This window comes from Aliisedimentitalea sp. MJ-SS2 (genome assembly GCF_032586155.1).
Classification (GTDB): Bacteria; Pseudomonadota; Alphaproteobacteria; order Rhodobacterales; family Rhodobacteraceae; genus JAWHTC01.
In genome coordinates this window covers 381001-401693 of the sequence record NZ_JAWHTC010000004.1, presented here as the reverse complement: position 1 = coordinate 401693, position 20693 = coordinate 381001, and the positions used below count along the sequence as shown (strand labels likewise).

The 20693-nt window shown below is 58.6% G+C and carries 18 protein-coding genes and 1 tRNA gene; 7 read left to right on the top strand and 12 right to left on the bottom strand.

All coding sequences use genetic code 11. From position 1 onward, the window contains the following. Positions 1–63 precede the first annotated feature (63 nt). Both RXV86_RS17150 and RXV86_RS17145 read left to right on the top strand, forming a co-directional pair. The gene (locus RXV86_RS17150; protein ID WP_316301482.1) at positions 64–567 is read left to right on the top strand and encodes a TRAP transporter small permease; all 504 of its coding nucleotides are present in this window, start codon (positions 64–66) and stop codon (positions 565–567) included. Continuing rightward, on the top strand, positions 567–1826 hold the full coding sequence (locus tag RXV86_RS17145; protein ID WP_316301481.1) for a TRAP transporter large permease: 1260 nt from the start codon (positions 567–569) through the stop codon (positions 1824–1826). The genes RXV86_RS17150 and RXV86_RS17145 overlap by 1 nt, the downstream gene beginning before the upstream one ends. 268 nt (positions 1827–2094) lie before the next feature. Here RXV86_RS17145 and RXV86_RS17140 read toward each other — a convergent pair whose 3' ends face one another. After that, positions 2095–2493 carry a DUF2147 domain-containing protein gene (locus tag RXV86_RS17140; RefSeq protein ID WP_316301480.1) on the bottom strand — a complete coding sequence of 133 codons (399 nt, stop codon included), beginning with the start codon at positions 2491–2493 and terminating at the stop codon, positions 2095–2097. 45 nt (positions 2494–2538) lie between these two features. Continuing rightward, the gene (locus tag RXV86_RS17135; RefSeq protein ID WP_316301478.1) at positions 2539–5877 is read right to left on the bottom strand and encodes an SDR family NAD(P)-dependent oxidoreductase; all 3339 of its coding nucleotides are present in this window, start codon (positions 5875–5877) and stop codon (positions 2539–2541) included. An 85-nt stretch (positions 5878–5962) separates the two neighbouring features. Between RXV86_RS17135 and RXV86_RS17130 the strand changes: the two genes are divergently transcribed. Further along, positions 5963–6898, top strand: coding sequence for a LysR family transcriptional regulator (locus RXV86_RS17130; protein WP_316301476.1), 936 nt, complete (start codon positions 5963–5965; stop codon positions 6896–6898). On the opposite strand, the gene RXV86_RS17125 is transcribed toward RXV86_RS17130, so the two are convergent. From RXV86_RS17125 to RXV86_RS17105, 5 genes are all read right to left on the bottom strand, one after another. Further along, positions 6895–8301 carry an MFS transporter gene (locus RXV86_RS17125; RefSeq protein WP_316301475.1) on the bottom strand — a complete coding sequence of 469 codons (1407 nt, stop codon included), beginning with the start codon at positions 8299–8301 and terminating at the stop codon, positions 6895–6897. The genes RXV86_RS17130 and RXV86_RS17125 overlap by 4 nt on opposite strands. 347 nt (positions 8302–8648) lie before the next feature. Continuing rightward, positions 8649–8915 carry a hypothetical protein gene (locus tag RXV86_RS17120; RefSeq protein WP_316301474.1) on the bottom strand — a complete coding sequence of 89 codons (267 nt, stop codon included), beginning with the start codon at positions 8913–8915 and terminating at the stop codon, positions 8649–8651. Beyond that, positions 8912–9328, bottom strand: coding sequence for a DUF5681 domain-containing protein (locus RXV86_RS17115; protein ID WP_316301473.1), 417 nt, complete (start codon positions 9326–9328; stop codon positions 8912–8914). Before RXV86_RS17115 ends, RXV86_RS17120 begins: the two co-directional genes overlap by 4 nt. 190 nt (positions 9329–9518) lie before the next feature. Next, a tRNA-Thr gene (locus RXV86_RS17110) sits at positions 9519–9594 on the bottom strand. Between the two features lie 63 nt (positions 9595–9657). Then, entirely contained in the window at positions 9658–11316 is a 1659-nt protein-coding gene (locus tag RXV86_RS17105; RefSeq protein WP_316301472.1) for an iron ABC transporter permease, read from the bottom strand. 110 nt (positions 11317–11426) lie between these two features. Between RXV86_RS17105 and RXV86_RS17100 the strand changes: the two genes are divergently transcribed. Then, a complete protein-coding gene (locus RXV86_RS17100) occupies positions 11427–12302 on the top strand; it encodes a hypothetical protein (RefSeq protein WP_316301471.1) in 876 nt (291 codons plus the stop codon). Positions 12303–12469: 167 nt separating this feature from the next. Here RXV86_RS17100 and RXV86_RS17095 read toward each other — a convergent pair whose 3' ends face one another. Both RXV86_RS17095 and RXV86_RS17090 read right to left on the bottom strand, forming a co-directional pair. Further along, positions 12470–15238, bottom strand: coding sequence for a trypsin-like peptidase domain-containing protein (locus RXV86_RS17095; protein ID WP_316301470.1), 2769 nt, complete (start codon positions 15236–15238; stop codon positions 12470–12472). A gap of 475 nt (positions 15239–15713) precedes the next feature. Next, entirely contained in the window at positions 15714–15983 is a 270-nt protein-coding gene (locus RXV86_RS17090) for a DUF2312 domain-containing protein (protein ID WP_316301469.1), read from the bottom strand. A gap of 146 nt (positions 15984–16129) precedes the next feature. Here RXV86_RS17090 and RXV86_RS17085 point away from each other — a divergent pair, with 146 nt between their 5' ends. Beyond that, the gene (locus tag RXV86_RS17085) at positions 16130–16345 is read left to right on the top strand and encodes a hypothetical protein (RefSeq protein WP_316301468.1); all 216 of its coding nucleotides are present in this window, start codon (positions 16130–16132) and stop codon (positions 16343–16345) included. A gap of 14 nt (positions 16346–16359) precedes the next feature. Here RXV86_RS17085 and RXV86_RS17080 read toward each other — a convergent pair whose 3' ends face one another. The 3 genes from RXV86_RS17080 to RXV86_RS17070 all read right to left on the bottom strand — a co-directional run bounded on the left by RXV86_RS17080 (position 16360) and on the right by RXV86_RS17070 (position 19101). Next, entirely contained in the window at positions 16360–18396 is a 2037-nt protein-coding gene (locus tag RXV86_RS17080) for an enoyl-CoA hydratase-related protein (protein ID WP_316301467.1), read from the bottom strand. Between the two features lie 119 nt (positions 18397–18515). After that, positions 18516–18731 (bottom strand): hypothetical protein, encoded by a 216-nt coding sequence (locus tag RXV86_RS17075; RefSeq protein ID WP_316301466.1) that lies wholly within the window; start codon positions 18729–18731, stop codon positions 18516–18518. A 46-nt stretch (positions 18732–18777) separates the two neighbouring features. After that, entirely contained in the window at positions 18778–19101 is a 324-nt protein-coding gene (locus tag RXV86_RS17070) for a TraR/DksA family transcriptional regulator (RefSeq protein ID WP_316301465.1), read from the bottom strand. Between the two features lie 202 nt (positions 19102–19303). On the opposite strand from RXV86_RS17070, the gene RXV86_RS17065 reads away from it, so the two are divergent. Next, a complete protein-coding gene (locus RXV86_RS17065; RefSeq protein WP_316301589.1) occupies positions 19304–20167 on the top strand; it encodes an MBL fold metallo-hydrolase in 864 nt (287 codons plus the stop codon). Between the two features lie 58 nt (positions 20168–20225). After that, on the top strand, positions 20226–20651 hold the full coding sequence (locus RXV86_RS17060) for a TIGR01244 family sulfur transferase (protein ID WP_316301464.1): 426 nt from the start codon (positions 20226–20228) through the stop codon (positions 20649–20651). Positions 20652–20693 lie beyond the last annotated feature (42 nt).

Below are 20693 nucleotides of genomic sequence, written 5' to 3'. Positions count from 1 at the left end.
CTTGATCTCGCATGGTGCCCGGCACGTGGTCCGGGCCCATCCGACAACTCTGGAGCATCCGCCGTGAAACGTATCGCTACAGCCGTGACCAACGGGATCACGAAAGCCGAGAAGGTTTTTGCGTTTATCGCCTTCTTGCTGATCCTGGGCGCCTTGTCGGCGGATGTTATCGGGCGCGAGATTGCCGGACATGGTGTTTTCGGTGCCGTGAAGTTCGCCGTCTATGCGTTGATCTACTGTGCGATGGCAGGCTTTGGTGTCGCAACTGCGACGGGCAGCCACTTGCGTCCTAAGTTCCTCGACAAGGTGGTGCCGGACGCGCTGACACCCGTGGCCTTGCGCCTTGGCCAGTTTGCCTCGGCGGCGATCCTTGTCATGCTGGCATGGGCCGGGCTGACCTTTGTCGAACTGGGTATGATGCTGGAAGAACGCGATGTGACGCTCGATGTGCTGATCTGGCCCGTGCAACTTGCCATTCCGCTTGGTTTTGCCCTGTCTGCACTGCGGCATGTTATTTATGGGATCTGGCTCGATTTGTTGCCCGTCGAACAGGGAGTGGCAGAATAATGGGTTGGCTGCTTCTCGCAATAGTCGTGGTTCTTTTCGCTCTGCGCGTGAATCTCATTCTCGTGCTGATGTTCGTGGCGGGTTATACCCACATGGTATGGGGCGCAGGCCAGCTTGACTATTTCATTGCCGACATCTGGTCAGCGATGGACCGCGAATTGGTTCTCGCCGTGCCGCTGTTTATCCTTGTCGGATCTGTGATGAGCCGCGGCTCGATCGCCAAACGGCTGGTTGATGTGATGATTGCCCTGACACGTCCTATCCCAGGCGGTCTGGCAGTGGCCACGATACTGAGTTGCGCAGTCTTTTCGGCCATCTCCGGGTCGTCCATCGTGACCATGCTGGCGGTTGGCGCCGTGCTTTACCCTGCGCTGACGGCAAACGGATATTCGTCGCGCTTTTCTATCGGGGCCCTTATGGCGGGCGGCACACTGGGGATCATCATCCCGCCGTCTATCCCGATGATCATCTACGGCATCATTACCGAAAGCTCGATCAGCGCACTCTTCTTGGCCGGCGTCGGACCGGGGCTGCTTCTGACCGTAGTGTTTTCGACTTACGCCATCACCGTCAACCGCCATATTCCGCGCGAACGCTTTACAATTTCGGAACTGGCAAAGGCCCTTTACAAAGGTATTCCTGCGCTTCTGATGCCGATCATCCTGCTTGGCGGAATCTATTCCGGTTACTTCTCACCGACCGAGGCCGCCGCGGTTGCGCTGATATATGCGGTCGCAATCGAAACACTCTTTTTCCGCGAACTGAAATTCCGCCAGTATTTCGATATGACCGTGGATGCTGCCAAGCTGGTCGGTGCGCTTTTCCCGCTGATTGCCATCGCCGTCAGCATGAACCTTCTGATTACCGAGCAGCGGATTCCACATCACGTCATCAGTTTCCTTCTCGAACATATCGAAAGCCAGACAGGATTTATCCTGCTGACCAATGTCGTGCTCCTGATCATGGGGTGTTTCATGGACACGGCATCTGCCATCACGATTGCCTCGCCGCTGCTGCGCCCTGTTGCCGAAGCCTACGGCATCGGGGTGACGCATCTTGGTATCATCATGATCCTGAACCTTGAGATCGGCATTCTCACGCCTCCACTCGGGCTGAACCTGATCGTCGCGATGACGGCTTTCAAGGAGAGCTTTGGAGCAGTGTGCCGGGCTGCCCTGCCTTGGGTTATCCTGATGATCGGTTGCCTGTTACTGGTATCGTTCCAACCGTGGATCGCACTTTACCTGGTTTCAGGCTGATCAAGAATTGCGCGGGTTCCGGCCCTCATATGCCGTAGGCAGGTCGCGTTTGCCTGAAGATGAGCCTGAAAATAGCGGACGTTCGAGAGGGATTGGTGAATGGCGATTTTGTCCGCATAGCGGTCATTTGCATTGCGATAGTCAAAGGTCCGCAATGCGGGAAAAGCACCCATTTTTGCAATTTGTGCAAATGTCCGCAGTTCGGCGGATAGCGACAGCCGCGAAACTTGGGAGCGCCTGCAGTTTAAAAAGATTCAACCGGTAACAGTCACTGCGCCGGTCGTTTCCAATTCCCGCCATCGCAGAATGTCATGACGCAGCCTTCGACGCGCATGGCGGTTTTGCCGAGGGTCACACGGGAATCGTAGACCTTGTCAGTCACCGCGTCCCAGACCTGGCCATTGGCCCATTTGTTTTCTTCGATTTTTTCCAAATCCCAAAACACCGGGCGCCCGATCAACGCTTTAACCACGGCTTCTTCTGCGGGTGAATTGACAACTTCGGCAACGTTGCCACAAAGTTTGGCCGCGTTGCTTTCACATGGCTGAACGTCGACAAGGAAATAGGCGCCGGTGGGATCCTTGATGGTTTCCCAGATGCCAAAGGGTTCGTTAGCGGCGGCCTGGCTGGCAACGAAAATGGCGGCGGTGGTAAGCAGTGTTTTCATCTGAGGTCTCCCGAGTGGTTTTTGTTTGATTTGCTTAGTTGGTTGTCAGGCGGGGGTTGCGGCGGCGTCCTGAGCCGCCAGAATTTTCAGGCCAAGAGCCATCTCGGTCAACGCGGCGCGGGCAGAGGGCACCAGACCGGCCCAGCTGGCAAAGCCGTGAACAAGGTCCGGATAACTGCGGTACTCAACCTTGACCCCGGCGGATTTTAACCGCTCGGAATAGGATTGACCCTCATCGCGCAGAGGATCAAAGCCAGCAGTGGCAACAAAGGCCGGAGGCAGGTTGGAGTGGTCTTCAGCCAACAGCGGTGACAGGCGCGGATCGGCGGGATTCGGATTGCTGCGCAGGTATTGCGCCGCGAACCAGTCGGTCAATTCGGTATCCAGACCGAAACCCTTGCCGAACTCGCGACCGGATTGAGTATCGCGCTGTGCGGTGACGGCCGGATAGACCAGCAATTGCCAGGCACAGGCCGGCCCGGCCTGATCGCGCAACATCAGCGTCGCGGCGGCCGCGATGTTGCCACCGGCGGAATCGCCACCTATCCCGATGCGATCGGAGTTCAGTCCCAAGTGGTCTGCGTTTTGTGACACCCAGACAAACGCGTCATGGGCATCTTCAACCGCAGCCGGAAAAGCGTGCTCGGGCGCAAGCCGGTAATCGACCGAGATAACACAGACGCCCGATCCCAGTGCCAGGGCGCGACAGGTGTTGTCATGTGTGTCGAGGTCGCCGATGACCCAGCCGCCACCGTGAAAGAACACCATCGCCGGGGCATTCGTGTCGTCCACGGGGCGATAGATGCGATAGGCAATGTCTCGACCCGGCAATTGCATGACGTGGTCTTCGGATGGGCATGTCAGCGACAGTGGCGCCTCAAGCTTGCCAACCAGTGCGCGATAATAGGCCCGGGCCTCGGGCGGGGTCATCTCGGCCATGTTGGGACTGTTGGCGGCATCAGGGGAAAACATGATGGCGCGGATTGTCGGATCAAGCTTAGTAAGGTGATCGGTGGTCTGCGCCTCTTCTTCGCGGCGGGGTGCCCAGTTTGGCGTGGGCAGATCCGTACGGTCTGGAACGTCGGTAAGAATGAAATCCTCGGTGGTGACCTGCGCCATCTGGGTGGCGAAATCCTGAGCGCTGCCCGGAAACAGGGTTTCGATGCGGCCGTTGGACCCGATGTACCAGCTGTCACAGCCTGAGGCCCAAACCGTATTGCCGAGTTGCTCTTGAAGAGCGTCGCTGAAACTCTGGCAGGCTTCGGATTTGACCTCCACCAGCGAATTCCGCCCGGCGAGCTTGATCACATCGATGATCCAATCAACCGATTGTTCGATCAGATAGACCACCGAAGTTGTGCCAACCCCGGCATTTGGGCCAGTGACCATGAAATAGTTCGGAAATCCCGGAATCATCGAGGATTTGTAGGCATCCGTCCGCTCTTGCCACAGCTCACTGAGCGTTTGTTTGTTTCGACCCGCGATCTGAATGCCGTGTTTATGACTCTCAAGGTCAAAGCCGGTGGCATACACAATCGCATCGACGGGCACGACGTGCCCATTGTCCGTGACAATGCTGTTGCTGGTGATACGCGCCACGCCATTGGTTTCGACAGTCACATTGTCCCGGTTCAACGCGGGTAGGAAATCATCCGAGATCAGGATGCGTTTACACCCCAGTTCATACTCGGGCATCAACGCATCTTGCAGGCTCTCATCGGTGATCTGCGAGCGCATGAAAGACTTGATGTCATTGGCCGCAATTTCTCGGATCGCTGGGTTAACCACGATGGGATAAAGCCGCGTGTCACGGTCCACGAACATTTCGTGGCGGACCTGCTCCATTTTTTGTGCGTCGGCTCGGAACGCAGCCTGATCCTCGGGTGAATAGGCGAAATCCTCGCGTGGGGCGATATAGTTGGGCGTGCGCTGAAACAATGTGACCTGATCAGCCACCTTGGCCAGTTGTGGCACCGCCTGGATCGCGCTGGCGGCGCTGCCGATCACGGCAATCCGCTTGCCTGTGGCATCAAAATCGTGATCCCAGCGGGCGGTGTGCATTTGTAAGCCTGCAAATTCATCCGCGCCGTCGATCTTTGGCGTGAAGGGCTGATGCAATCCGCCGCTGCCATTGATGACAAATCGCGACCGCACCACCTCGCCATTGGAGAAAGTGGTGGCCCAAAGCGATTGTTCCTCGTCAAACGTGATACTTGTGATCTTTCGCCCGAGGTGAATGCGGTCGCGCACGCCGTATTTGACGGCGCAATCCTCGATGTATTTCTGGATTTCAGGCTGGGGCGCGTAAAGCCGGCTCCAGTCCGGGTTCAGCTCAAAAGAGTAACAGTAAAAATGCGACGGGATATCACAGGCGGCTCCGGGGTAGGTGTTGAGCCACCAAGTGCCCCCGATGCCGTCGCATTTGTCGTAGACCCTGAAATTGGTGATGCCTTCCTGCTTGAGCCGGATCGCGGCACAGACTCCGGAAAAGCCCGCGCCAATGATCAGAACATCCAGCGGGCCGTTGTTGGCCTCGGCTTCGCGTTCCAGCGCCAGATTGGCCACCGCGCGGCTGGCCTCCATATCCGTCCTGATCTCGCCAAACCGGCCTTCGACGAAAGGCTGCAACTCGGGATGGGTAAAGATGTAGAACCGCCCTTCATCCATCCGCTTGAGGGTCCAGTCAGCCACCACATTCGGATCAAGGCCCGTGGCGATGGCTTCGGCGATTTCGCGGCCCTGTTCGGTTTCCTCGCGGTCTTCGCCACCGTTTTGCAACGACGGGCGCAGTTTGGCCGCATCGTTGATCGCGGTGCGCACCCAGCCGGGGCAGAGCACGCTGACATCGATACCCTGCGGCGCCAGTTCTTGACGGATGGTTTCGGAATAGCCGACCACCGCGTATTTCGTCGCGTTGTATGGCCCGCCTCCAGGCATGGCGAGGTGGCCGGCCATCGATGCGGTGTTCAGGATGGCACCGCCTTCACCCTGTTCGATCAGGATTGGCACAAAGGCCTCGACCCCGTGCACGACCCCCATCAGATTGATGTTGACGATCCAGTTCCAGTCTTCGATTGCGATTTCACCCGTCGGGCCGCCAAGGGAAACACCGGCGTTGTTGGCAACAAAATGCACGTTGCCAAACCGTTCCAGTGTCGCTTGTGCCGCATCGGCCATCGATTTGGCATCCGATACATCGCAGATCACCGTATCGGCCTCGACCCCTTCGGCCGTCAACGCGGCTTTGGCCGTGGCCAACCCGCCCGCATCGACATCGGCCAGCATCACCCTTATCCCGCGCTGGCCCAGAGCCTTCGCCAATGCCAAGCCAATCCCGCCAGCCCCGCCAGTAATGAATGCAGTCTTGCCCGAGTAATCTTTCACATCATGGCTCCTTTGACGCGCAGTTTGGCAGGCTTACCATTTGTGTAAATGTTGTAAGCTTTTCTTACCGATTCGGGAGAACACCTTGGAAAACATCGGGTATTTGCGCCAACTGATCGCCCTGGCCGACACCGGGAACTTTCGCAAAGCCGGGCAAAAACTGGGCGTTTCTCATTCGGCGGTCAGCCAGTCGATCAAACGGTTGGAAGACAGCTATGGCGTACCTTTGTTTGATCGCACACGCGGCAAAACCGTGCCGACGGCCTTTGGTGAGCGGCTGATCGCCTCGGCCCGTGCTGCAATCAACGAAATGGATGCCGCCAGCCGAGATATTGCGCTGATGGAGAAATTCGAAGGTGGACGGCTGGTTGTCGGAGTTGACCCATCGGTAAGTGAAAGCCTGTTGTCGATCCCGATGGCACGGATGATGAACCGGTATCCGTCGCTTCAATTCACCGTGCGCATCTGTAACCGCGAACGTTGGGAAAAGCGTCTGATCCAGCGCGAGATCGATGTCTATTTCGGACTGCAGCCAGACCGCGAAGCAAGCGAACTTCGGTACCGTAAGCTGATCCTGCAACCGCCCGGCCTGATGTGTCACGCCAGCCACGTGCTTGCTGAGCACGATAGTATTCGTATGCGTGACCTGGCGAACCATACGGTGATCGGCGGCGATGTGCCCGACTGGTTTTTATGGCGGATCCTTGACGCCTACCCGGGCGAGTTCGACAGTCTTGAAGCGTTGCGAGGCACCTTTCTGACGTCCCAGGACTTCGGATTGCTGCGGCAGTTGTTGTTGCAGACCAATACCGTTGCTGTGTTACCAGAGTTTGTGATGCGTCATGAATTGGAAACCGGTCGCGTCAAACGCCTAACCATGGAGAACTGGCCATTCGATGGCGGTACTATTTCCGGCGTCGCAGCCTGGCTGGACGAGCGCCCCTTGCCACCATCGGCGCATCGGCTGATCTCGGAAGTGCAGAAAATCCTTGACCAGTCGTTTCGGGCGCCAGAAAGTTAGACGTCATGCTTGCCGATGGCCTGCAAATTGGCCTCGTGTCCTGACCGGGTCAGGCTGTATCGCCGCAGAAAGAAGATCGACACCAGGTAAATCGCGATCAATAAGCCGACATAAGGTAAAGCGATGCCATGCAACGTGTCATAGGTGATCAGATTGCCGGATTTGGCCCCAAGGCTTAACATTACGCCAGAGACAAATATTCCCAGCCCCGTCACCACCTTGCGGGTGAATGAGAAGGTTGCGAAATAGAGCCCTTCGGCCCGGTGCCCGGTGCCCTTGTGATCGGCATCGACCAGATCGATAATCATCGAAAAGGTCACAGCGCTGAGCAGAATCGATAGAGATGTGGCCACGAATGTGGTGGCTGCGATGATGTAAAACAGGTTGGTCGAACGTTCCGGTGGCAACAGATCGAGATACTTGGCCAGCACCAGCACGATCGAGGCTACCATTGCCAACCAAGAGAGCAGCACCGCCACCGATTTCTTGTCCCGCCCGCGTACAACAAAGGCGGTAGAGAGATAGGCGATGATGGCCGCCGGCACCATGGTCAGAGTCACCAGGCTCAGCTGTGTTGTTGAAAGGCCGAAATAGTAAACACCAAAGTAAAGCTGCAGGGTCATCACGATACCGGTGACCAGATTGGCAAACAGTGCCGCCAAAAATACCGAGCGGAACGACGTGTCGGTAAAAATGTGGCGCAGGTTTTCGATGAATTTGAAGCCATAGCCCTGGCTTTCCGGGTCTGGTGCCATGAAATGGGCATTGGCGCGGTGTGTGCCAAGCGACGAGACCAGCATGGCAATCGACATCACGATGGCAGCAGCATAGGCATACTCGCGATAACCGTGAGGGTTCAGGATGCCGGGATCATAATCAACCGAATCCGGCAGGAATACGCGGTAGACGACCACTGCCATGACCACGCCGCCGATCCAGCCGAACATCAGCCGAAGACCGGTGATCACCGTGCGTTTGTCGTAATCATGGGTAATTTCGCCGATCAATGCCGAGTTCGGGATTTCAAAGAACGTAATCGCCAAGCGCACAACCACCGCCATGACAGTGAGAAACGCAAACAAGGCCAAGCCGGTGATTGCAGGGGGATTCCACAACCAGAAATAGGCCAAAGCAATCGGGAGAATGGCACCATACATGAACGGATGACGTCGCCCCAGCCGAGACTTGCAGCGATCTGACATATAGCCGACCCAGGGATCGGACGCCGCATCAAACACCATGGCGATCAAAAGTGCGACACCAACTTGCCACGCGGGCAACCCCAGGACCTGGTTGAAATAGATCATCAGAAACGTGGAAAACCCGTTGTCCTTGATCCCATAGGCGACGGAGCCAACGCCATAAGAGACAATCGTCCCCAATCCGATCTTGCGGTCTGCCATCCCAATCCTCCCGAGTTTGATGGATGGTGACCCAATTTAACAATTTGGGTAAAGTCCGTAAGCCTAGCTTACCGAAAAGAGGACTGAAGCCGTTGGGTGCAGTTACAACAACGTCTTACGACGCCCTTCGAGCCAATGAAACGTTTCATTGGACAAGGCAATCCTCGGAGTTGTTCCGCATGTTCCCCATTCAAATGGGCCGTTTTTTTGACCACAACAGACCTTCACACACCTAGCAGCATTGAGCAGTATGGGCTCAATCCGGCCGTTCGCCGCACCGTTGACGAATGTCTGCAATGGGCCGTTTTGCATCACTCTGCAGGTAGTGCGGAAGACGGTGTGATATTCTAATCTGCCAACTCGTACCACGAACTCTCGGTTTGATCGATCAGTTCCAATAGTCTGGCCAACAACCCTTCATCGTCAAGATACCCTTCGAAACGCCTTTCGAGTGAGCCACACGGATCCTTTTTGAATTCCTCCCAATCCACCCCCACTCCTTCCAAATCGAATCTCCAACCTTCAGCAAGTTCTTTATCGGTCAGTTTACTCAAGTACGACCGATCAATCACATTCGCTTTCTCCATCTTTGCCAAACGCGCCTGCAACCTCATCTTCCCATCTCCAAAGCTTGGATGCGCGTCTCGAATTCAGTCAGTTCTAAAGTGCGCCGGTACTGCTCGATCAGACTCATCACGGTTGATGCCTCGACCGGAGTAAGGCCTCCGTCAGAGACAGCCTGAAGAATCGCTTGAGCAGCTTGTGCGGCGTCCTGAGCGCATTCCATGGGGGGAAGGTCAAATTGCACCGGCGTGTCCTTCCGGCGCGGCGCTACGCGTTCCAGACATAGACGCAGCGCAACTGTATCGCCTTCCAGGGCCATGTCGATGGCCTTACGGGTCAAACCTTCGGCTTCGCCTTGAAGCAGGTCCGCCACCGCCTTTGTCGCGGCGTGACGTGCGCCGCGCGGTTTGCCGGGATTGCCTGGTGCGAATTTGCCGCTTTCATCTGTGTACGAATTCGCCACGTTTTTACGTACCTCCCTTCAATCGGTGGCATCAGGCATGCCGGAAAGAACAAAGCTTTGTGGCTCACACCTTCAGGCGCCATCTCAAGTCTACGAAGCGCATTCTAGCATTTTTTCGCAAACCGCACAAAAAAACGCACAAGGTTTCCCTCCGCGCTGCACTGACATTCGACTAAGCCCTTGATTTTTATGGTGCCCCCACACGGACTCGAACCGCGGACCTACTGATTACAAATCAGTTGCTCTACCAGCTGAGCTATAGGGGCACTCGGGGCCGTCATTTACGCTGACGTGCGCGAATGCGCAATCCCGAAATTCACCAAATCCGTTTATCTGTTGGCCCGCGCCAGCAGGCTTACCGCGACCAGTCCCACCGCGATGATCAGAACCGCCGCCGGGGCTGCACCCGGCAGGTTTTCAAGGCTGGCCTGCTCGTGTACCCGGGTCGCCAGCGTGTCGAAGCCGAACGGCGGACGCAGAAGCAGCGTCGCCGGCAGTTCCTTGACGCAATCGACAAACACCAGCAACAAAGCCGAGCCGATCGAACCGCGAATGAGCGGGTAGTAGACCTCGCGTAGGGTTTGCCCCTGGGTCCGGCCCAGCGACCGGGCTGCCATTGGCAGCGATGGCGACACCCGCCCCATCGCCGCATCCGCCGCACCCTGGGCAATGGCAAAGAACCGCACACCGTACGCCAGGATCAGCGCAAATCCAGTCCCGGTCAGAACCAACCCGATATCATGCCCCGTCAACGCCTCGACCGTATCGGCCAGGCGGTGATCCAGCACCGCCAGCGGGATCAGGATTCCCACCGCCAGAACTGCCCCCGGTGCGGCATAGCCAATCGTCGTCACCGGCATCAGCAGCCGGGGCAACCGCCGTCCCGAGATCCGCGCGCCGTAGACCATGAACACCCCTGCCAGCACGGTGACGATAGCGGCCAATCCGCCAACGCTCACGGTGTTCCAAAGTGCATCGAACAGCGCTTGGTCACCCCAGGCCCCGGCGTTGTCGAGTGCCAGTAGGAAAATCACTCCGCCCGGCAGCAGGAAACCCACGAACAGCGGCACGAAACACAAGAAAAAGGCCAGTACCGCATGCCAGCCATGCAGCGGTTTGCGCTCCACCGGGCGGTGTTGCCGCGCGGTGGTAAAGAATCGCACCTTGCGGCGCGACACCTTCTCCAGAGTTACCAGAAGGATCACCAGCGCCAGCACGACACTGGCAATCTGGGCCGCACCGCCGGCGTTGTTGCTCTCCAGCCAGACACTGAAAATTCCGGTGGTCAGGGTCTGCACCGCAAAGAAATCCACGGTGCCGAAATCATTTACCGTTTCCATCATCACGATGGCCACCCCGGCGGCAATTGCCGGCCGCGCCAGCGGCAGGCCAACCCGGCGGAACCGCTCAAGCGCCCCTGCGCCCAGCGACATCGCCACCTCTTCGGAGCTGCCCGATTGTTCGCGAAACGCCGCCCGGCTCAGCAGGTAGACATAAGGGTAAAGCGAGGCCGACAACACCAGGATGGCGGCGCCCATCGAGCGGATTTCCGGGAACCAGTAGTCCCGCGCGCTCTGCCATCCCATCACCCCGCGCAGCGCGGTCTGCACCGGCCCGGCATATTCCAAAAGATCGACCAGGGCATAGGCGCCGACATAGCCCGGCACCGCCAGCGGCATCAGCAAGAGCCACTCGAACCAGCGTGAGCCGAAAAACCGGTAGCGGGCAATGATCCACGCCGCCCCGGTGCCCACCATGGCCGAGACCAGCCCGACGCTCAGCATCAAAATCAGCGTGTTGCTCAGGTAGCGCGGCAGCGTTGTCGATATCAGATGCGGCCAGATATTGTCTGTCGGAAACAGCGCGATACCCAGCACCGCCACGATCGGCGCCAGCACGACAAGCGCGATCAGCACCGCCCCCCCCGACCAGGGATCGGCCCAGCGCCGCAGCCTTGGCGCGTCCGGTGTCATCTCTTGCACTGCCATCGCGCCCTTCTGCCCGATTGCGGTTTCATAGTCCAGAAAAGAGCTTATACTGCGGCAAAATTCACGCCCTCGCCAACAAGGGGCGCAAGAAGCCAAACCAGGGGCGCAAGATGCAGCTTGTCTTTCATGTCGGTCTTCACCGCACGGACGAGGATCGCATTCTCAAATGCCTGCTGAAAAACCGCGGTGATTTCGCCGATGAAGGCACCCTCGTTCCGCCGCCCGGGCGCTATCGCAAACTGATCGGTGAAACCGTGGCGGCGCTGTCCAAGGCTCAACCCGCCCCGGATGCGCGCGAGATATTGCTCGACACCATTCTGGAAGGGGAAGCAGCCGACCGCCTCCTGCTGTCGAACCAGAACTTCTTTTCCTTTCCGAAATTCGCCGCCTCGAACGGTGTGTTCTACCACAAGGCGGTGACCCGGGTCGGGCAACTCAAGCAGCTCTTTGCCGGCGACCAGATCGAGCTTTTCTTTGCCCTGCGCGACCCGGCCAGCTTCTTGCCGGCGCTGTTCGAAAAGGCGCCGGTGGATGACTTTGTCGAAATGACTTCGGGGGTCGATCCGCGTGACCTGCGCTGGTCGGAACTGGTGGCACGCCTGCGCGAGGCCCATCCCGACGTGCCGCTGACGATCTGGTGCAACGAGGATTCACCGCTGATCTGGGCCCAGATCATCCGCGAAATGGCCGGGATCGAGCCGGGACGCAAGATTCAGGGCGGGTTCGATCTTCTGGCCGAGATCATGACCAGGGAAGGCATGAAACGCTTCCGCGCCTATCTCAAGGATCGCCCGGTCATGACCGAGATTCAGAAACGCCGGGTGATGGTGGCTTTCTTGGACAAGTTCGCCCGCGAGGACATGATCGAGGAAGAGCTCGACCTGCCGGGCTGGACCGAGGAGCTGGTCGACGAGCTGTCGGAAATCTACGAAGAAGACATCTATGAAATCGCCCGCATGCCGGGGGTGAACTTCATCCAGCCATAAGGTAGTTTTTTGGGCTGTCCTTTGAGTTCAAACGTGCGGCAGATACGCTCCCAATCTTGTCCTTGGTGAGATTTGCAGCATTTGTCGCGATGGGCGATTTGCGGACGTTCACTGAAGATATGAAGAGGACACATACGGAGCAAGAAAGCCGACATTTGCGCCGACGGCTACTTTTTTGCCAGTTCAAGAAGTGCCGCCTTCGTGCCTCTCCCGACCACACCATCGATATCTGACTGATAGAGACCTTTGGCGCGAAGCAGGCGCTGTACTGTCTGAACGGTTTCGACACTGTACGGCATCGGAACGCGCAGAATGTTTCCCAGTGCAGCTTCGTTGCCGCTCTGAATCGCAAAGAACAAGTACTCCCCGGCAAGGGTGTAGTTCCGCGCGCCACCCCAACCAAATTCATAGAGTTTAGACAGATTGTTCATTGCTGCACTGGAGCCTTGTTCCGCCGCCTTCTTATAGTAAATCCGTGCGAGGGAGCGATCACGCTTGGTTGCCCAGCCGTTGTCCAGATATAGGGCATAAAAAAACTGGGCCGATTTCTGGCCATCCTGAGCCGCGATTCTGAAGTTTCTAAAGGCCGCCTCGTGGTCTTCGGATTTTCGAAACAGCAATCCGGCCTCTTCGCCAAATGCTGGAAGACCTGAACTGGCTGCGGCATCGTACCAACGGGCGGCCTTGGGAAGGTTGATGGCGACCCCCTCGCCATGCTCGTACAGGTAACCCAGCGATGCCATTGCCCGGGGATAGCCTTTTTCCGCGGCGATCCGATAGTACTCGAAGGCCAAGTCCCACTGCTTGTCCCGATCAAAAGCACGACCCAACTGATATTGAAATCTCAGCACGTTAGGATATTGGGCATACGCCTTTTCGCACTGCGCAATAGCATTGCTTGCGTCAATCTTTTCAAAAGCAAGACCCGATGCCATGGCATTGGGATCACTCGGATGCGCAGCCACCTCATCGCAGGGATGGTATGGCGCTTCCGTAACAAGCGCCGCCTCTTCCAGCATTTCCCGTAAGTCCCAATCCCTGGTCTTGATATTTGCCAGTTTCCACAATTCGTCGGACGGTTTGAAATAGTAGACGACCACTTTCTCCTCATCGAAATTCTTGAACTTAGCCGTTACTCGGGTTTCGATTTCCGTGCCCTCCCCGAAAAGCTGCCAGCTGACCGCCACGTCGCGGATCAGGGCATCCTGGCCATCCACGATTGGGTCGAACTCCAGATACGGGTGATAGCGCTCCTCGTCCTGTTTCAAGAGGCTTGCAAGCGATGCGTGGATATACGGGTTGCCACTCTGCAGCCCTCCGATCGTCGCGTCGCCTGCCCCGTTATCCGTTGCCATGTCGTAGAAATTGGCGACGATGTCTTCCGGCAGCAGGAATTCCGGGGCCACCGCCCCAAGCTTGTTCAATTCTTGTTGCGAAAGAGCCCTGTCTCTTATCGAAGTGTTTGCCGCGAAGGCTGCCTTTAAAAAGCTCTCGGCCGCTTTGGTGCGCCGGTCCAACGCCAAAAGCGCCAACCCACGGCCGTTCCAGACATAGGCCCGATCAAACTCGGGCAAAGCCTTGTCGTAGAATTCAACTGCTTCCGCATAGCGATCCAAATCGCGCAGCGTCTCTGCGCGCAACACAAAATACGCTGTCTGGAAACCAGAATCTTCGACATCCATCGAGGCGAGCCGCTGGATATCCTTCCACGCCTCCGCCGGATCACCCAGGTTCAGATAATCCTCAGCCCGCCGCAACCGAGCTTCCACGATCAGCACTTGGTCACTCGTTGTCTCGATGACCAGCGAACAGCCGTCCAACTGTTGTGCGACGTCACCATTGGTGTCGCGGCAGATCTCGAGTGCTTCTGTCAGGTCGTTACCTGTTATCGCCGGAGGTGCTGCCGCGGTGGATTGAACCTGACGACTTGCTTCGCATTTGCGTTGAACAAATGTCTGCGCGAATGGCGCGAAAACATGGTCCGGGCACCGAGACAGGTACACTTGGTACCCGTCACAGTCGTCGATGTTCTTGGCTTCCGAATAGAGCATCTCGCACTGACCGGCATTGCCGCCGCCGGACGGGGTCGTTGCCGCCGATTGTCCGCCCCCCTGTTTTGCCGCCACAAGAACTCGGGACCGCTCTAGGATCGTCTTCATCGGCATGGCAAAATTGACGCTATTTCTTTCGCTGCCAGCATAGTGCAACCCGACAACCCGGCGCAGCGACGCATCAATGACCGGCGATCCCGAGTTTCCTGGCAGCGTGTCACAGGTGTGCAAAAGGCTGCCACCGCTCAGCGCCGGACTGTTGGCGCGGCATTTTTCGCGGCTGATCCGCTGTGCCTCGCCCAGAGGGTGGCCGATGATCCAATAGGGGTCACCCGCGCTTGGCTCGCTTGCCGACAGTTCCAGCATTCCGAACTTGGCCGAAGGATTGCCGATGACTTCCAGCACCGTGTAATCTAGCTCCTCGCTGGTTTCGACTGGGATTGGGATAACCTGAAAAAACTCGGCTCCCTCTTCGACGCCTGGCCGCACATAGCCCGCGACAAACCCAACCGCCCGGATCTGCTCAGCGCCGATATCTTCAGCATTTAGAATGCCAGGAACGCAATGGTGGTTGGTTAGAATATGGCGTTCGCTGACGATGAAGGCCGTGCAGGGAAAGGTGCCTTTGTCGGTCAAGACATCGAGGCGCCCGACGGAGCGCCCAAACGATCTAAATATGCTGTTCACTGAGTAGGTCTCGATAAACTCGTTGTTGTATTGGCCAACAGCGGCTTCAAACTGCGCCCCCGCGGCAACTTGGTTTTTTGACAAGACAATCTTGCCAAAGCTGGACGAGTCGAACCCAACTAGGTCCTGAGCCGCCCCCTCAAACGGGAGTACCAGCGTCAGAGTAAAAACCAGCGGCGACAACAGGCGCAGAAACATTCCGAAACCTCCCCAAGAGAACGACGGCCAGAAGAAAATGTGGATAACAGCCTCACCAACCACCCGGCAAATCGTGCACAATTACATTCGATTGTCTACTGTGGCAGCACTTGCAGGCACAGGGTTCAAGTTCAGATTTATCCTATGCTCCGATACTTGGCAGCGAAAAAAACTGGCCAGCAATTGTTCGAGAAACCCAGGAAGCTGCCGCTATGAGTCAATTGTTGCTGTTGTGCGATTTTTGCGAGATGTCTGAACGACAAGAATGTGAAAGCCGATATGCAGCGCTCTGCATTCAACGCGTGACCGCATTGGGCCGGAAGCGGCAGTTGACTCTAAATACGCCAAAGTTCGGAGAGTCCGCAGCTTTGCCATTCACAACTCAGCCACCAAAGGCAGGTTTCGAGTGATTTCGCATGCTGGGGCGACCCATCCACCCTCGCAGCGCAGCCACCTCCAACACGCCTACATTCACTCACATCCCCAACGCCTGCTTGTACATCTCCAGAACCGCCTCTTCCTCGGCGATATCGTCAGCGTCGCGTTTGCGCAGCGCCACCAGCTTGCGCATCACCTTGGTGTCGTATCCGCGCGCCTTGGCCTCGGCCATCACCTCTTTCTGCTGATCGGCAATGTCCTTTTTCTCGGCTTCCAGCCGCTCGATCCGCTCGACGAACTGGCGCAGCTCGCCTGCGGTCACGCGATAGCTTGAATCTCCACCGTCACTTGTAGTCTCGTTGTCCATGGCCCGGCCTCCTGCATCTGATGGACCCCCTTGCTAACGCCCCGCCCCGGCCCCCGCAAGGGGCTGCGCCACCATTGCGCGCCCTTGTCAGGACATTCGCAATCGGATACCGCAGCCGGGCAACCTGAAACCAATCGGAGACAGCCATGCAATTCCTGATCTGGGGCGGTTCAATCGTGACCCTGCTCGGCGTGGCCGGGCTGCTCTATGTCGGCGTCAAGGTCGGCGCCGCCAAACGTGACACATCCGATGACGAGGCCCTGCGCACCCGCATCCAGGGCCTTGTGCCACTCAACCTTGCCGCCCTGTTCGTCTCGGCCATCGGGTTGATGATGGTGGTGATCGGGATCGCCCTCAGCTGATCTCGCCAGCCGGATCAGCCGAACCGCCACCCGTTCTTGATCATCTCGTTCAGCAGCTCGGAACGGTTCCATATCGCCGGATCCTCTCTGCCCCAGCCTTCCAACTCGCGGCGCACACTCAGCAACCCGCGCAGCTCGGCGGTTTTCATCGGCCCGCCGCTGGCCCGCGGCAGGCTCAACGCCTCGAGCGCAACCAGGTCGATATCCGCCCCGTCCCGCGCCGTGCCATTCTGCAAAAGCTGCAACCCGGCAAAGAACAGCGCCGACCAGATCCGGCGCCGAATTTCACCCAATGACGGCGCCCCCTGCCCGACTTCACCCTGCCAATCATTGACGATGGCATGGACATCGACCGTATACTCCCCCGCCGTCCCGGTGGCATAGTCATAGACTCCCCGGCCCACAGCCTGACCGCCATGCCCCGCCGCATCCAAGCTGCGATAGAGCCCGCCATGGGTTTCAGCCCAGCCCAGCGCTTCGAACCGCGTGCTCTGGGCCGCCATGCCCTCAAGATCGGCGCGCTGGAACGGTCCCAGTGGCCATTGCAACGCCTGGTCAACCTCGTTCGGTGCCGCACCATGGGCCACACACCATTCCGCCGCCGCCATCAACCCGGCCATCAGCGCCTGCGCGATCAACCCGTTCCGGGCTGCACAGTCAACGACCGGCAGCCCAAGGCGGGTCAACAGGCCATGTGCCCGGGCCACCATTTCGGTGTCCGTATCTTCACTCACAGCGATCTCGGCACAGATTACCGGCCCGCCCGGGCGCCGGGTCAGCGCCAGTCCACAGCAATTCTGCCCCATAATCCCGGCAAGATCCCCGGCCCGCAACGCCATGTTGGAACTCAGAAGAACAGGCACCGACTCGTCGGTCAAGCCGCGCAGCGTGGCTGCAACGGCCTCCATCATCTCGATCCTCGAGGTGCCGGCCTCGATGACGAACTCGGCATCTTGCAGCATGGCGTCCGCCGCGCCGCCGCTCAGCCGTGCCAGTTGCCCGTCGCGGTCGTCGCTGGTGATCAGCCCCTTGGACACTTCCGTATCCAGCTGGCTTTTCAATCGTTCGGTCAAACCTGCTGCGCCACCTTCGCGCTGCTCGGCCAGGCGCAGCTCGAGCCCCGCCTGCAGCGCCCGGCGTGCCAAGATCTGGGCAAAAGGCCCCTCACCCAACAGGGTCAGGCACCCGGGCACCTCGGTCCCGGCTCCGGTTTGCACCGCATCCGCTTCGACCACCCAGCTGCGCAGCAGCCCCTTTGCGCGGTCGCTATTTAGTAGCTCGTCGCGCAACACCGTTTCCATTTCAAGACCAACCTCAAGCGGCAACAACTGTGCGGCCTCCACCGCCTTGACCATCGAAACGGCTTCCGGCGTCTCGGCCTTGCGGCGATGCTCCTCTATGGCTTGCTGAAACGCGATCGGGTCCCCCATCCCCGTCGGCAACCCGCCCGTTTCGGCCTGCTCCGGCGCGTCCAGCATGCGCCGGGCCAGCGCATTTGCCGCCCCGACCACGTTGCGGTCCACGATGGCATGACAAAGACCGTTCAGCTGCGCTGCCGTGACACCGACGGCCTGCCCCCCCAACAACAAATCCAACGCCGCCCGCGCCCCGATCAGCCGCGGCAACCTCTGGGTCGCGCCGGCCCCGGGCAAAAGCCCGCAACGAATATCCCTGTGCCCGACGCTGGTCCCGCGCGTGGCCAAGCGTGCGTCCGCCGCAAGCGCCAGTTCGAAACCGCCATCCATCACCACACCACGCATCGCTGCGACAACGGGTTTTTCCAAGGTCTCGACCTGCCGACATAACGCCGCCAGTTCGGTCATGGCCGTTCCGTCTCCGATTTCATGTACGGGAAGTCCGGCCGGGAAGCCGCGCTCCTGACCGGTGATCACAACCGCCGCTGCGTCCTTGTCCGCGGCCGCGCGCTCCAATTCCCGTCGCAGGGCGGCGCGGGCCGCCCCGTCCAGCATGGCAGGGCGCCCCGCCGACCCCGGTGCCAGGCTCAATGTGGCGACCCCATCCGCCACGCTATAATTCAGAATTTCCGCCAAGGCTGACCGCTGCCCCGCAACCATTTGCTTTACTTGTCACGAGTGTCCGCGAAACCGGCCCATCGCGCAAGCCTCAACACGGGCTGCTCCACGGATGTTTCAAGGTCTGGCTCGCCGGCTCAGACCGGCATGTTGTCGAATTGCGCCTCGATTGCCGCCTCGGTCAGTTCGTCATCAAGGTCCCGTGCCACACTGGGCAGCTTGACGCCCAGCGCTTCGGCCTTTTCGATCAGAGCATGCAGCTCTGCCTGGCACTCCTGACGGCGGGTAACGGGCAGGGCCTCTATCTTCTCAGACAATGCTTCGAATGCACGGATGACGTCGTCTTCGGTCATGGCTTTTTCCTCATCTTGCTGCGTGGGCGCTCAACCCCATTGCGTGTTACAGGCTGGCGGCGCAGGTTTTGCAAAACGGCGTGTCAGGCAGCACGTCCAGCCGCGCTTCGGACACCTCATCTCCGCATTTGGTGCAATAGCCGTATTCGCCTTCGCGTACCCGTTGTAGCGCGGCACGTATACGTACAATCTCTTCCTGACCGGCAACACCAAGCCCTTCGAGGACTTCGTCATCTTCGCGTTCAGCCGCCAATTCTCCCCAATCCTTCGACTGGTGGGTATCAAGCTCGGCTTCGATATCGTGCAAGCGCTCGTCAAGCTCGGCCAGACGCTTCAACAGCTGTGCCTTGCGTTGGTCAATGGATGTCATGCGTGCTCTCCTATTGCGCGATAGGATTTTTCCACACGGGCACGGCCCGGGCCTTGATACAAGTCAATTCTCCGGGGTTTCCGGGCATCTTCCGCTGTGGAGATTGCCGGGGGGTTGAAGCATATGCGAGTTTTCATATATGATGAAAAGAAACACACAGGATACACCATTCAACAGCCCGAGGCTTCCCATGCAAAACCCCATCTCTCCCAACGTCAAAGCCTTCTTCGATGATGCCAGCAACACCATTTCCTACGTGGTGCGTGACCCCAACGGCACCGCCTGCGCTGTGATCGATTCCGTTCTGGATTTCGACTACGCCTCGGGCCGTACCGACACAGGTTCCGCCGATGAGATCATCGACTGGATCATCGCCGAAGGCCTTTCGGTCGAATGGCTGCTGGAAACCCATGTCCATGCCGACCACCTCTCGGCCGCGCCCTATATCCAGGAGCGCCTTGGCGGTAAGATCGGCATCGGCGACCGCATCACCGTGGTCCAGCACACGTTTGGCAAGGTCTTCAACGAAGGCACCGCGTTCCAACGCGACGGCTCGCAATTCGATCAACTCTTTGTCGAGGGCGACAGCCTGATGATCGGTCAAATGCGCGCTGATGTGCTGCACACGCCCGGCCACACCCCTGCCTGCCTGACCTATGTGATCGGCGATGCAGGTTTCGTTGGCGATACGCTCTTCATGCCTGATTTCGGCACTGCGCGTTGTGACTTCCCCGGCGGATCGTCCGATACCCTTTATGACTCGGTGCAGAAAATCCTCGCCCTGCCGGATGAAACCCGAATCTTTGTCGGCCACGACTACAAAGCGCCGGGCCGCGACGCCTATGCCTGGGAAACAACCGTGGGCGAGCAGAAGGCGGCCAACGTTCATGTTGGCGAAGGAAAATCAAAGGACGAATTCACCTCGATGCGCGATGCCCGCGACGCCACACTGGCAATGCCAAAGCTGATCATCCCGTCGCTGCAGGTCAACATGCGTGCCGGCCGCATGCCCGAACCAGACGCGCAGGGTGACGTCTTCCTCAAGGTGCCCGTCAACAAACTCTGAGATTGCGGCAAATCGGGCGCTGGACAGGCGCCCGATCCCGCACTAAAGCCTCGTCCCCATGGATATCAAGCAACTGACCCCGACGCTCAGCGTCTCATCCCAGATTGGCCCCGAGCACGCCCCGGCCATCGCTGCGGCCGGTTTCCGCACGGTGATTTGCAACCGACCGGATACCGAAAACCCCGAAGAACTGCAGTCCGCCCTGATCGGCGCGGCGATCGAAGCCCAGGGCCTGACCTTCGTGACCCTGCCATTCGACAGCAAATCCCTGACCCCCGAGGTCGTGGTCCAGTTGCGTGAGATGATCGCCAGCGCAGAGGCGCCGGTGCTGGCCTATTGCCGCACCGGAACCCGCTGCACCAATGCCTGGGCGCTTGGCCAGGCCGGTGACATGCCCGCACAGGACATTGTTTCGGCCGCCGCCGCCGCCGGGTATGACATCTCCAAGATGGCCCCCTACCTGATCCAGAAGATCACCATCTGATCACCGGGTCTTACCCCGGTGACCGCCCCTCCTCTCCTCGAA

Bases quoted from the DNA above. Each gene is read 5' to 3' on its own strand.
- RXV86_RS17145 (WP_316301481.1), top strand. From the start codon at position 567: ATGGGTTGGCTGCTTCTCGCAATAGTCGTGGTTCTTTTCGCTCTGCGC.
- RXV86_RS17140 (WP_316301480.1), bottom strand. From the start codon at position 2,493: ATGAAAACACTGCTTACCACCGCCGCCATTTTCGTTGCCAGCCAGGCC.
- RXV86_RS17125 (WP_316301475.1), bottom strand. From the start codon at position 8,301: ATGGCAGACCGCAAGATCGGATTGGGGACGATTGTCTCTTATGGCGTT.
- RXV86_RS17120 (WP_316301474.1), bottom strand. From the start codon at position 8,915: ATGAGGTTGCAGGCGCGTTTGGCAAAGATGGAGAAAGCGAATGTGATT.
- RXV86_RS17105 (WP_316301472.1), bottom strand. From the start codon at position 11,316: ATGGCAGTGCAAGAGATGACACCGGACGCGCCAAGGCTGCGGCGCTGG.
- RXV86_RS17100 (WP_316301471.1), top strand. From the start codon at position 11,427: ATGCAGCTTGTCTTTCATGTCGGTCTTCACCGCACGGACGAGGATCGC.
- RXV86_RS17095 (WP_316301470.1), bottom strand. From the start codon at position 15,238: ATGTTTCTGCGCCTGTTGTCGCCGCTGGTTTTTACTCTGACGCTGGTA.
- RXV86_RS17090 (WP_316301469.1), bottom strand. From the start codon at position 15,983: ATGGACAACGAGACTACAAGTGACGGTGGAGATTCAAGCTATCGCGTG.
- RXV86_RS17085 (WP_316301468.1), top strand. From the start codon at position 16,130: ATGCAATTCCTGATCTGGGGCGGTTCAATCGTGACCCTGCTCGGCGTG.
- RXV86_RS17075 (WP_316301466.1), bottom strand. From the start codon at position 18,731: ATGACCGAAGACGACGTCATCCGTGCATTCGAAGCATTGTCTGAGAAG.
- RXV86_RS17070 (WP_316301465.1), bottom strand. From the start codon at position 19,101: ATGACATCCATTGACCAACGCAAGGCACAGCTGTTGAAGCGTCTGGCC.
- RXV86_RS17060 (WP_316301464.1), top strand. From the start codon at position 20,226: ATGGATATCAAGCAACTGACCCCGACGCTCAGCGTCTCATCCCAGATT.